Source organism: Rahnella woolbedingensis (assembly GCF_003602095.1).
GTDB classification, from domain to species: domain Bacteria; phylum Pseudomonadota; class Gammaproteobacteria; order Enterobacterales; family Enterobacteriaceae; genus Rahnella; species Rahnella woolbedingensis.
On sequence record NZ_RAHH01000020.1, the window covers coordinates 43,192 to 55,554 of the forward strand.

Here is a 12,363-nt window from a genome sequence, read left to right on the forward strand (position 1 = left end):
ATCTGAGGTTCTTAAAGAGTGGTGTTTTTAGAAATTGACGCTCGTTGAAACTGTTAACTTTCACAACGGCTGCCATTGTCCGAGACTGACGCGATCGTTACCGCCGTAATCTTTGACCGTCGCTACCTGCTGATAACCGGCATCATTGAAAATTTTTTGCACCTCTGCAGCCTGCTGCCAGCCATGCTCAAGCAATAACCAGCCGCCTTCATGAAGATACGCAGGTGCAGCGTCAATAATATGCGCGAGATCAGCCAGACCGGCATTATCTGCCACCAGCGCGCTGGCGGGCTCAAAACGCACATCGCCTTCAAAAAGATGCGAGTCCGTGGCATCAATATAAGGAGGATTGCTGGCAATCAGCGCGAAGCGTTTTCCGGCGACCGGCGCAAACCAGCTGCCCTGCAAAAACTGTGCATTCGGGATAGCCAGCTTTTGTGCATTGTGTTTCGCGAGGCTGACGGCGTCGGGTTGCAGGTCAATCCCGGTGACCTGACAGTCAGGCCGCTCACTGGCTAAAGCCAGCGCAATGGCACCGGTGCCGGTGCCTAAATCGAGGATACTGACGGGTTCAGACGGCAGACGTTCCAGCGCCTGCTCGACCAGACATTCTGTATCAGGACGCGGGATTAATGTGGCGGGAGAAACAGACAGTGGCAGCGACCAGAATTCGCGTTCTCCGGTCAGATACGCCACCGGCTCACCCTGCTCACGTCGCGCCAGCAGGGTTTCGAGCTGTTGAAGTTGTTCAGCGGTAAGCGACGTTTCGCCAAAAGCCATGATGTACGTTCTTACCCTGCCAGTCACAAAACCGAGCAAAATTTCAGCATCACGCTTCGGGCTTTCACCCGAAGAAAGACGACGGGTGGCGTCACGCAGCCAGGACTGAAAATCCATCAGTCCTGCTCAGAAAGCGCGGCGAGCTGATCGGCCTGATATTCCTGCACGATAGGCTGGATAAGCGCATCCAGTTTACCTTCCATCACTTCATCCAGACGGTAAATGGTCAGGTTGATACGGTGATCGGTAACACGGCCCTGCGGGAAGTTGTAGGTCCGGTTACGGTCTGAACGGTCACCCGTGCCGAGCAGGTTACGGCGCGTTGAGGCCTCTTCTGCATGACGTTTTGCCATTTCCGCAGCACGGATACGCGCGCCGAGCACCGACATCGCTTTGGCTTTGTTTTTGTGCTGAGAACGTTCGTCCTGACATTCCACCACAATACCGGTTGGAATGTGGGTGATACGGATAGCGGAATCGGTGGTGTTAACGTGCTGACCGCCCGCGCCTGAAGAACGGAATGTATCGATGCGCAAATCACCGGCGTTAATTTCCGGCAGTTCCGCTTCAGGAATTTCCGGCATTACGGCGACGGTACAGGCCGAGGTGTGAATACGTCCCTGAGATTCGGTTTCCGGAACACGCTGAACGCGGTGACCGCCTGACTCAAATTTGAACTGGCCGTACGCGCCCTCGCCGCTGACTTTGGCGATCACTTCTTTATAGCCGCCGTGTTCACCTTCGCTGGCGCTCACGATTTCCACACGCCAGCGGCGCATTTCAGCGTAGCGGCTGTACATACGGAATAAATCACCGGCAAAAATAGCCGCTTCATCACCACCGGTTCCGGCACGAATTTCGAGGAAACAGCCGCGTTCGTCATCCGGATCTTTTGGCAGTAACAGAAGCTGTAATTTTTCTTCGAGTTCTTCGATAGTGGCTTTGCAGTCTTTGATCTCATCCTGCGCCATTTCGCGCATTTCTTTGTCATTAAGAGCAGGATCGTCGAGCATCATCTCAGCGGTTTGTAAATCTTCCTGCGCCTGACGCCAGGCCAGAAAACATTCAGAAACAGCCGTTAACTGTGAGTATTCGCGGGAAAGACTGCGGAATTTATCCTGGTCGGCAATAACGCTGGCATCGCCGAGCATCGCCTGCACTTCTTCGTGGCGCTCTTGTAACGCTTCCAGTTTGGCAACAATAGAAGGCTTCATGCGTGGTGTTTAACCCTGTGAGAAAAGGAGAACTATTGCTGACCCAGCCCGAGGCTGTCGCGTAAAATTTGCAAACGCTCCACATCACCGTCGCTGGCTGCCTGTTGCAGAGAACGGGTTGGCGCGTGAATAAGGCGGTTTGTCAATTTGTGGGCTAATTCATGGATCACCGCTTCGACGTCAGCGCCCTGCGCAATGGCGGCAAGAGCTTTTGCTTGTGCGTCGGCGCGAATAATATCAGCACGCGAGCGATAATCACGAATAATTTCAACGGCTCCCTGCGAACGCAGCCAGGCCATGAAGTTTGAACTCTCCTGCTCAACGATAGTTTCAGCCTGAATGGCCGCCGCTTTGCGTTGTGCAAGATTGCTTTGAATGATGCTGTGCAGGTCATCGACGCTATACAGATAGGCATTGGCCAGTTTGCCGACTTCCGGTTCGATATCACGCGGAACGGCAATATCCACCATCAGCATTGGCTGATTACGGCGGGCTTTTAACGCGCGCTCCACCATGCCTTTACCGATGATAGGCAGCGGACTGGCGGTGGAACTGATAATAATGTCGGCTTCAGCCAGGCGGGAATCGATATCCTGCAGGCTGATGACTTCTGCGTTCACTTCCGTCGCCAGCGCCTGCGCACGTTCACGCGTACGGTTGGCAATCATCATGTGACGCACGTTATGCTGATGAAGATGGCGCGCCACCAGTTCGATGGTTTCACCCGCACCGACCAGCAACACGTTCACATCAGAAAGGGATTCAAAAATCTGACGCGCCAGCGTACAGGCAGCAAACGCCACAGAAACCGCGCTGGCACCAATATCTGTTTCAGTACGGACACGCTTGGCAACCGAGAAGGATTTCTGGAACAGACGCTCCAGTTCACCGGAAACCGCCTGTCCGTTTTGCGATTCTGCGAAGGCTTTCTTGACCTGCCCGAGAATTTGCGGCTCGCCGAGAACCAGCGAATCCAGCCCGCTGGCAACGCGCATCAGATGGCTGACGGCTTCATTATCGTGGTGCCAGTAAAGGCTTTTGCGCACTTCATCTTCGCTAAGATGATGATAATCACATAACCACTTAACCAGCTGTTCCTGCAGATTTTCCTGCTGCTCGACGCTGAGATAGAGCTCAGTCCGGTTACAGGTAGACAACACGACTCCGCTCTGCACCAGCGGTTGCTGGAGAAGACTGGAAAGCGCCTGATTCAGCGTCTCGGGTGAAAATGTTACCCGTTCACGCAGAGACACCGGGGCTGTTTTGTGGTTGATACCTAATGCAAGCAGGGTCATATCGGGAGCGGTTATCGGCTTATACTTTATAATAGTATGGGTTTACGTCTGCTGCGCATTCTACAAGATGCGCGAGATCAATAAAAGGCGAACAGCACCATCGGTTAAATCCAATTACAAATCAGCATTGTCCCAAAACGGATTGATCGCCGATCATCTCTGCAGGGTTGAGATCATCCCGCGCTTCGGCTGTGCTAAACTGACGCACGCCACATTTGCCCTGGCATCCCATTTCGCCAAAGCACAAAGGATTTTATCTGTTATGCCAATGCGTAAAGCACACTTTGTTCGCCTTCTTCCTCTTGCAAGCTTAGTCCTTGCCGCCTGTTCGATTAATGCGCCGAAAGGCCCGGCGACCAGCCCGACGTCCCCGCAATGGCGTGAACATGAAGCTCAGGTTAAACAGCTCGAGCATTATCAGACCCGCGGTTCTTTCGCTTATATTTCCGATAAACAGAAAGTCTATGCCCGCTTCTTCTGGCAACAATATTCCCCGGACAGCTACCGTTTACTGCTGACTAACCCGCTGGGCAGCACCGAAATGGAGCTGAAAGTGCAAAGCGGTATTGCGCAGCTGACCAATAATGAAGGCAAGCATTACACCAGTGATAATCCGGATGACATGATCCAGAAGCTGACCGGTATGTCGATTCCGCTGGCGAATCTGCGTCTGTGGATGCTGGGCCTGCCGGGTGACGGCACCGATTTCACGCTCGACAGTCAGTACCGTCTGTCTGAGGTTAAATTCACGCAGAACGGTAAACCGGGCACCGTGGTCTATCAGAGCTATGACGATGATGCCAAACCTTCCCTGCCGCAGCGTCTGGAAATGACTCAGGGCGAACAGCGTATCAAACTGAAAATGGATAACTGGACGTTAAACTGAGATGACGCAGCAATTGTGGCCTTCTCCGGCTAAACTCAATTTGTTTCTCTATATCACCGGCCAGCGTCCGAATGGCTACCATGATTTGCAGACGCTGTTTCAGTTTGTTGATTACGGTGACAGTCTGAGTTTTAGCGCCCGTGACGACGGCGCCATCGTACTGACCACACCGGTTGAGGGTGTGGCTGACGAAGACAATTTGGTGGTGCGCGCCGCGCGTCTGTTGCAGCAGCATGCCGGAACGTCTCAGGGCGCAGACATTGCGCTGCAAAAACGGATTCCGATGGGTGGCGGTCTGGGTGGCGGTTCTTCTAACGCGGCGACCGTGCTGGTAGCGCTGAATGCCGTCTGGAATTGCGGACTTGCCGATACCGAACTGGCGCAACTTGGTGTGACTCTCGGCGCGGATGTGCCGGTGTTTGTAATGGGTCATGCCGCTTTTGCCGAAGGCATTGGCGAGATTTTGCAACCCGTCGAACCGGCGGAAAAATGGTATCTGATCGCACATCCAGGCGTCAGCATTCCGACGCCTGTGATTTTCGGCGATCCGCAACTGACCAGAAATACACCAAAACGCCCTGTTAATGTGCTTTTGGACACGCCTTACGCAAATGATTGCGAACCGATTGCGAGAAAACGTTTTTACGAGGTTGAACAGCTACTTTCTTGGCTGTTAGAATACGCGCCGTCGCGACTGACCGGGACAGGGGCTTGTGTGTTTGCAGAATTCGACACCGAGTCTGCCGCCCGTCAGGTTTTGGACAAAATGCCATCGTGGAGTCGGGGTTTTGTCGCGCAAGGTGTTAATATCTCGCCGTTGCACCGTTTTCGCGAAGTCTGGTTGAGAACTGCGGGCAAAGCGTAGAGAGTCACAGTGGTTTTGTGTCTGTTCTTTGCCAGCCAATTATTCAACAGATTTAAGTAGTAAGATTTAGAAGTATCGTGAGCATAATGCTTTGGTACCGCTCACCGCCCGGTGGTGCCAAAAGCCAATGTCTTCCCTGGACGCAAGCCTGAGGTTCTTCTCGTGCCTGATATGAAGCTTTTTGCTGGTAACGCCACCCCGGAACTAGCACAACGTATTGCCAACCGTTTATACACCAGCCTTGGTGACGCCGCCGTCAGTCGTTTCAGCGACGGTGAAGTAAGCGTGCAAATTAACGAAAATGTACGTGGCGGAGATATTTTCATTATCCAGTCCACCTGCGCGCCTACTAACGATAACCTGATGGAACTGGTCGTAATGGTTGATGCCTTACGCCGCGCCTCCGCTGGTCGTATCACAGCCGTTATTCCTTACTTCGGCTATGCACGTCAGGATCGCCGGGTGCGTTCTGCCCGTGTGCCAATCACCGCTAAAGTTGTTGCTGACTTCCTGTCCAGCGTCGGCGTTGACCGTGTTCTGACTGTAGACCTGCATGCAGAACAGATTCAGGGCTTCTTCGATGTTCCGGTAGATAACGTGTTCGGCAGCCCTATTCTGCTCGAAGACATGCTGCAACAGAACCTGGAAAACCCGATTGTGGTATCTCCGGATATCGGTGGTGTTGTCCGTGCCCGTGCTGTGGCAAAACTGCTGAACGATACCGACATGGCTATCATTGATAAACGTCGTCCACGCGCAAACGTTTCTCAGGTGATGCACATTATCGGTGACGTTGCTGGCCGTGACTGCGTACTGGTCGATGATATGATCGACACCGGTGGTACTCTGTGTAAAGCCGCCGAAGCACTGAAAGAACGCGGTGCTAAACGCGTATTCGCTTACGCCACCCACCCGATTTTCTCCGGCAATGCAGTGGAAAACATTAAGAACTCCGTCATCGACGAAGTGATTGTATGTGACACCATCCCGCTGTCCGCAGAAATCCGCGCACTGAAAAAAGTGCGTACCCTGACCCTGTCAGGCATGCTGGCTGAGGCTATCCGCCGCATCAGCAACGAAGAATCCATTTCTGCGATGTTCGAGCATTAATCATCACGCCCCTGTTTTCAGGGGCGTTTTGTTTTGCCTGAATGCGTTTTGCCAGAAACAGAAATGCAAAAAACCGTTATCGCGCGAGCGACAACGGTTTTTTTTATGGGCGAACGTTTTTAGGCATGAACGCTATGACGCCCGGTCAGAGTCAGGAATGGCGATGCGATTTACTGTTGGTGCAGCGGGAATCAAAGTGGCGTACCCACCAGTAGCGGTCTGCGACACGTTCACGGCCACCGACTCTCGCGCCGGCTACCCATAAAATGGCACCGACGAAAATGCTGCCAATTGCGCCATGCGCCAGGAATTGCGGTAAACCCAGTTCAGGCATCTGATTCAGAATCGAATAACCTACACCACCGACCATTGTGAGTAAACCGAGTCCCATCAGGCCATTGCCGATCATTCTTGCGGTTTTACGTTTCATAAGTCACCTCCGGTTGTCGATAGTCTTAGCATCATTGCTGTCTTGTCTTTTCTTGCCTTTAACTATAGACGTCCCATCCGGTTCACTTTGAGGTAGCGATCACAGACAGAGAACATTGAATGACAAATCTTTACGTTTTCCAGTCATATAGATTCGAAAGGTTAATAGTCAGCCTGATGAACTATTCAATATTCTGCGTAACTGGCAGGAATTATTTTTTGTGATGTTTGGCACAGTGAAACGCGACAGGTAAACTAGCCCGCTAAACCTCACCGGATAAAGAAGCGAAAATCGTGAGCAGCATTAAATTGATCGTTGGCCTGGCCAATCCCGGCGCAGAATACGCCCAGACCCGTCATAACGCAGGCGCCTGGTATGTTGATCTTCTCGCCCGCCAGCACAACCAGCAGCTGAAAGAAGAAAGTAAGTTTTTTGGATACACCGCCCGCCTGTCACTGGCCGGTCATGATGTCCGTTTGCTGGTCCCGACCACCTTTATGAACCTCAGCGGCAAAGCCGTTCTGGCGATGGCGCAGTTTTACCGCATTGAGCCGGATGAAATTCTGGTCGCGCACGACGAACTGGATATTCCGCCGGGCATGGCGAAAATTAAACTGGGCGGCGGTAACGGCGGTCATAACGGTCTGAAAGACATTCAGAGCAAATTTGGTAATAACCCGAACTTCTACCGCCTGCGTATCGGTATCGGCCATCCGGGCGATAAAAGTAAAGTGGTGGGATTTGTCCTCGGTAAGCCGCCAGCCAGTGAACAGAAACTGATTGATGATGCGATTGACGAGTCCCTGCGCTGTACCGAATTACTGATGAAGGAAGGCCTGGAAAAAACCATGCGCCGTCTGCATACCTTCAAAGCTGAGCTCTAAAAAATCGTGAAGTGGCGCGAATTACCGCGCCCTTTTCTTTTCCTCCCGCCTCCCTAACTCAAATTCCGTTACCTGCCCTGCATTTCCTCCGCCCGGTGTTGCCAACTGCAACTATTCATGAGCATTATGCGAATCTCATTTACATTCAGTTACGCCTGATGATTAACGTTGCTTTGATTGACGACCACGTGGTGGTGCGTTCCGGTTTTGCCCAACTGCTCGGCCTTGAGCCGGATATCCAGATTGTCGGCCAGTATGCGTCGGCGGCGAATGCGTGGTCGTCGCTGCTGAAAATGAATATCGACGTGGCGGTGATGGATATCGCCATGCCCGATGAAAGCGGGTTAAGTTTGCTGTCGCGCTTACGTCAGCAACGGTCCGATTTTCGCGCCATCATTCTGAGCATTTACGACACTACCGCGTTTGTTCAAAGTGCGCTGGATGCCGGGGCGGGCGGCTATCTCACCAAACGCTGTGGCCCGGAAGAGCTGGTGCAGGCAGTACGCACCGTGCATGCCGGTGGGCGTTATCTGTGTTCCGATGCCCTGCTGGCACTGCGTCAGCGTCAGCAAACGCCGAAAGCCTTACAGGCCCTGACCCCGCGTGAACACGAAATTTTCGAATTGCTGGTCAACGGACTGAGTGTGAAGGCGATTGCCGAACAACTCGAACTGAGCCACAAAACCGTGCACGTTCACCGCGCCAATATCCTCGGCAAACTCCAGTGCAGCACCACCATCGAACTGGTCCATTTCGCCATTCAGCACCATCTTCTCGCCTGATGCGTAAAGTTGGCCTGACGCTGTTTCTCGCCATTTTCTACAGCCTGTGCTGGCTGGCACTCTGGTCGATCAGTTTCTATCTGACGCAGAACGGCCAGCAGGCGATGTTACTTCTGCCGCAGGGCCTGCGTCTGGCGCTGATGACGCTGCTTTCGCGCCGTTACTGGCCGGCGATGCTGGCATCAGAATTTGGCATTGCCGTCTGGCTGCACAGCGAACAGTTACAAACGCACTGGATCATCCTGCTTTCACCGTTGCTGAGCCTGATCCCCGCAGCACTCGTGCAGCATTTCTGGCGGCAGTTTACCCTTTACTGGCAGCGGCTTTTACTGTTGCTTGGCGCGGTGGCCGGTAACAGCCTGTTGCAGATGGCAGTGCCCGGCCTGTGGCTGACTTCACCGCTGAGCCAGACGCTGCTGGCCTCCTTCACCGGCGGCATTCTCCTGACGCCGTTTATCTATCTGATTTATGAATACCTCAAGCAACAGCATCTGCAAAACCTGCTGGCGCAGGAGATCCCCGATCCACCACTGCGCACATCGCTGCTGATCTGGTGCTCGCTGTTCTTCGCTCTCGCCGTCTGTCTGCAAATGACGCTGGCGCCAGAAGTGGAACGGCTGCTGATCATTCTGGTTTTTCTGCCCAACGTGGTGATGGCCTACGCCTTCGGCTGGCAGGGAGGCGTGCTGGCCGCAGTGCTGGGCAGCCTGATGATCACGGTCACGCGGCAGATGAGCGGCGCTTTTCACGATTTGCTTGAACTGGAACTGTTTCTTTCCACGCAGGCGCTGCTCGGCATCGGGCTGGGGATCGCCATCAGCCGTCAGCAGCAGCTGGCATCACATCTCAACCGCTACCGTTTGCAGCTGGAGCAGGAATTGCGCACCCGTCGCCAGCTCACGGAGCGGCTGGTGCATACCGAGGAAGCAGTGCGCAAGGAAATCGCCCGCGAACTCCACGATGAAATCGGCCAAAACATCACCGCCATACAAATCCAGGCGATGCTGGTCGACCGCAGCCCGCCCGGCGCGGCCACCCACGCCGCCGCCAGACAGATTGGCGAACTTTCACAACGCATTCACCACACTACGCGGCAGTTACTACGCCAGCTGCGACCTCCTGTTCTCGATGAAATGTCGCTTGACGTTGCCCTGCACCATCTGGCGGATGAATTTGCCTTCGCGCAACAGGGGATCGACTTTCAGCTCGATTACTCCCTGACCGGGGCGCCCTCCGATGACACCCTGGTTTTCACGCTGTACCGGCTGGTACAGGAATTGCTCAACAACATCAATAAACATGCCGGTGCGACCGAGGTGCGCGTCAGCCTTACCGTGCAACAGAACATGCTGGTGCTGACGGTCAGCGACAATGGCATTGGCTTTACCCTGCCGGTAAAAGAAGGCTTCGGGCTGCGCGGTATTGAAGAACGCGTCCGGGCTCTGGGCGGCGAATGGCTGGTTCATCAGCAGGATGGCACCCGCATAATTGTTAAGTTGCCCACAGATTTGCAAAGAACATCGCCCTGACTAGGACTAATTCCTAGTCGTCTAAAACCTTGTCTCATCCCCCCGACAAAACACACGCATACACTCGCCTTATTACGCCGGAGAACACCATGACAGCAACGCCGCTATCCGCCACCGACGTGGATAAAAATTACCGCTACTGGCGCGTGCATTTATTGCTGTCGATGGTCATTGGCTACGCCGCGTTCTACCTCACCCGCCGCAGCGTTAACTTTGCGATGCCGGTGATGCAGCTGGAACTGGGCCTGACCAAAGGCGATATCGGCCTGCTCGGCACGCTGTTTTATCTGGCCTACGGCGGCTCAAAATTTATCTCGGGCATTTACAGCGACCGCACCGGAGCCCGCTGGTTTATGGGCGTCGGATTACTGATGACGGGCGTACTGAATATTCTGTTCGCCTTCTGCCATTCGCTGACCGCGCTGCTGATTGTGTGGACGCTCAACGGATTCTTTCAGGGCTGGGGATGGCCGCCGTGCGCCAGATTGCTGACGCACTGGTATTCGCGCAACGAACGCGGTTTCTGGTGGGGTTGCTGGAATACGTCGATCAACATCGGTGGCGCGGCGGTTCCGCTGCTCTCGGGACTACTGACCGCCACCTGGGGCTGGCAGGCGGCGCTGCTGGTACCAGGCGCGGTCGGGGTCATTCTCGGATTGTGGCTTTGCCGCCAGCTGTGCGGCACACCGCAGCAGGAAGGATTACCGACGGTGGGTAACTGGCGGCGTGACCCGCTGGAATTGCGGCAGGAGCAGCAAAGCCCGCCGATGAGCATGACGCAGATCCTGCGCCGGACGATTTTGCAGAACCGGACAATCTGGCTGCTGGGCGTCTCGTATGTGCTGGTGTATCTCATCCGCATTGCGCTCAACGACTGGGGCAACATCTGGCTGGCGGAGAATCACGGTGTCAATTTGTTGAGTGCAAACGCGACACTGTCACTTTTCGAACTCGGCGGTCTGCTCGGTGCGTTATTTGCCGGCTGGGGTTCTGACCTGCTGTTTCGCGGGCAGCGCGCGCCGATGATTTTACTGTTTTCTCTGGGGCTGTTTCTCACCGTCACCGCCCTGTGGCTGGCACCGGTACACCATTTCGGGCTGCTGGCGCTGAGTTTCTTCAGCATCGGATTTTTTGTATTCGGGCCGCAAATGCTGATTGGTCTGGCGGCAACAGAATATTCACACAAAGACGCGGCGGGCACGGTGACCGGTTTTCTCGGTCTGTTTGCCTACCTCGGCGCGGCGCTGGCCGGATGGCCGCTGGCGATGGTGATGCAACACTACGGCTGGTCGGGATTTTTTGCAGTGCTGACGATGGCTTCGGCGTTCGTCGGGCTGCTGCTGATGCCCATGATGATGGCCGGGATCAGCAAACGCGATTTACAGTCCGCTCCGCCGGACAACTGACAAGGTTCTCTGTCCTGCAACATAACAAGAAAAAGGTAAACACCATGAAAACGACTCTGACTTACTCCCTCCTCGCCGCAGCCGTCGCCATGACGGCTTTCACCGGTGCCGCTCAGGCCAAAGGCCGTCTGGTGGTTTATTGCAGCGCCACCAACGCGATGTGTGAAGAAGAAACCAAAGCCTTCGGGGAAAAATACGACGTCAAAACGTCCTTCATCCGCAACGGTTCCGGCAGCACGCTGGCGAAAGTCGAAGCCGAGAAAAAGAACCCGCAGGCGGACGTGTGGTACGGCGGCACCTTAGATCCACAGTCGCAGGCCGGTGAAATGGACCTGTTGCAGGCATACATTTCCCCTAACCTCGCGCAAATCATGCCGAACTTTCAGGATCCCGCGAAGCGCAAAGGTAACTACTCCTCCGCCGTGTACATCGGTATTCTGGGCATCGGCGTGAATACCCACCGCCTGAAAGAGAAAAACCTGCCAGAACCGAAATGCTGGAAAGACCTGACCAACCCGATTTATAAAGGCGAAATCCAGATTGCCGATCCGCAAAGTTCCGGCACCGCGTACACCGCACTGGCGACCTTCGCGCAACTGTGGGGCGAAGATCAGGCTTTCGATTACCTGAAAAAGCTCAACAGCAATATTTCCCAGTACACCAAATCCGGTATCGCGCCGGCGCGTAACGCCGCACGCGGTGAAACCGCCATTGGTATCGGCTTCCTGCATGATTACACTCAGGAAAAAGAGAGCGGCGCACCGCTGAAACTGATCTCCCCGTGCGAAGGCTCCGGCTATGAAATCGGCGGCGTCAGCATACTGAAAGGCGCACGCAACCTGGATAACGCCAAACTGTTCGTTGACTGGGCATTGTCAAAAGAAGCGCAGGAACTGGCATGGAAAAAAGGCCAGTCCTATCAAATCCTGACCAACACCACCGCAGAAACCTCCCCGAACTCGCTGAAAATGAGCGACCTGAAGCTCATCAATTACGACATGGACAAATACGGCGCATCCGATATGCGTAAAGAGCTCATCACCAAGTGGGTCAACGAAGTGAAGATGGGCAAAGAATCTCAATAAAAGCCCACGTACTTATTGAGTGACTTAGCTCTGCTCCTCCCCTTCACAGGGACAGACGCATTGGGTATGACCTTTGCTCCTCCCCCTGCGAAGGGGG

12 protein-coding genes are annotated in these 12,363 nt (G+C 54.3%); 8 read left to right on the plus strand and 4 right to left on the minus strand.

Annotated features, from left to right (window positions below):
• Nucleotides 1-60 precede the first annotated feature (60 nt).
• The 3 genes from prmC to hemA are packed head-to-tail and all read right to left on the minus strand — an operon-like array spanning nt 61 to nt 3,289.
• The gene (prmC, locus tag D6C13_RS16785; RefSeq protein ID WP_120133850.1) at nt 61-897 is read right to left on the minus strand and encodes a peptide chain release factor N(5)-glutamine methyltransferase; all 837 of its coding nucleotides are present in this window, start codon (nt 895-897) and stop codon (nt 61-63) included.
• Nucleotides 897-1,994, minus strand: coding sequence for a peptide chain release factor 1 (prfA, locus tag D6C13_RS16790; protein ID WP_120133851.1), 1,098 nt, complete (start codon nt 1,992-1,994; stop codon nt 897-899). Before prfA ends, prmC begins: the two co-directional genes overlap by 1 nt.
• Nucleotides 1,995-2,026: 32 nt before the next feature.
• The gene (gene hemA / locus D6C13_RS16795) at nt 2,027-3,289 is read right to left on the minus strand and encodes a glutamyl-tRNA reductase (RefSeq protein WP_120133852.1); all 1,263 of its coding nucleotides are present in this window, start codon (nt 3,287-3,289) and stop codon (nt 2,027-2,029) included.
• Nucleotides 3,290-3,551: 262 nt separating this feature from the next.
• Between hemA and lolB the strand changes: the two genes are divergently transcribed.
• The 3 genes from lolB (at nt 3,552) to prs (ending at nt 6,150) form a co-directional block, all read left to right on the plus strand.
• Nucleotides 3,552-4,175, plus strand: coding sequence for a lipoprotein insertase outer membrane protein LolB (lolB, locus tag D6C13_RS16800; protein ID WP_120133853.1), 624 nt, complete (start codon nt 3,552-3,554; stop codon nt 4,173-4,175).
• Between the two features lies 1 nt (nt 4,176).
• Entirely contained in the window at nt 4,177-5,040 is an 864-nt protein-coding gene (ispE, locus tag D6C13_RS16805) for a 4-(cytidine 5'-diphospho)-2-C-methyl-D-erythritol kinase (protein WP_120133854.1), read from the plus strand.
• A gap of 162 nt (nt 5,041-5,202) precedes the next feature.
• Complete coding sequence (prs, locus tag D6C13_RS16810; protein WP_013575591.1) at nt 5,203-6,150, plus strand: ribose-phosphate diphosphokinase; 948 nt, start codon at nt 5,203-5,205, stop codon at nt 6,148-6,150.
• A 151-nt stretch (nt 6,151-6,301) separates the two neighbouring features.
• On the opposite strand, the gene ychH is transcribed toward prs, so the two are convergent.
• On the minus strand, nt 6,302-6,580 hold the full coding sequence (gene ychH, locus D6C13_RS16815) for a stress-induced protein YchH (RefSeq protein ID WP_120133855.1): 279 nt from the start codon (nt 6,578-6,580) through the stop codon (nt 6,302-6,304).
• Nucleotides 6,581-6,873: 293 nt separating this feature from the next.
• On the opposite strand from ychH, the gene pth reads away from it, so the two are divergent.
• From pth to D6C13_RS16840, 5 genes are all read left to right on the plus strand, one after another.
• A complete protein-coding gene (pth, locus tag D6C13_RS16820) occupies nt 6,874-7,464 on the plus strand; it encodes an aminoacyl-tRNA hydrolase (RefSeq protein WP_167458042.1) in 591 nt (196 codons plus the stop codon).
• 158 nt (nt 7,465-7,622) lie between these two features.
• On the plus strand, nt 7,623-8,246 hold the full coding sequence (locus D6C13_RS16825; protein WP_120133898.1) for a response regulator transcription factor: 624 nt from the start codon (nt 7,623-7,625) through the stop codon (nt 8,244-8,246).
• Nucleotides 8,246-9,775, plus strand: a complete 1,530-nt coding sequence (locus D6C13_RS16830; protein ID WP_120133856.1) for an MASE1 domain-containing sensor histidine kinase — start codon at nt 8,246-8,248, stop codon at nt 9,773-9,775. The genes D6C13_RS16825 and D6C13_RS16830 overlap by 1 nt, the downstream gene beginning before the upstream one ends.
• 89 nt (nt 9,776-9,864) lie before the next feature.
• Nucleotides 9,865-11,181 (plus strand): MFS transporter family glucose-6-phosphate receptor UhpC, encoded by a 1,317-nt coding sequence (uhpC, locus tag D6C13_RS16835; RefSeq protein ID WP_120133857.1) that lies wholly within the window; start codon nt 9,865-9,867, stop codon nt 11,179-11,181.
• Between the two features lie 44 nt (nt 11,182-11,225).
• A complete protein-coding gene (locus D6C13_RS16840; RefSeq protein ID WP_120133858.1) occupies nt 11,226-12,266 on the plus strand; it encodes an ABC transporter substrate-binding protein in 1,041 nt (346 codons plus the stop codon).
• Nucleotides 12,267-12,363: the final 97 nt, after the last annotated feature.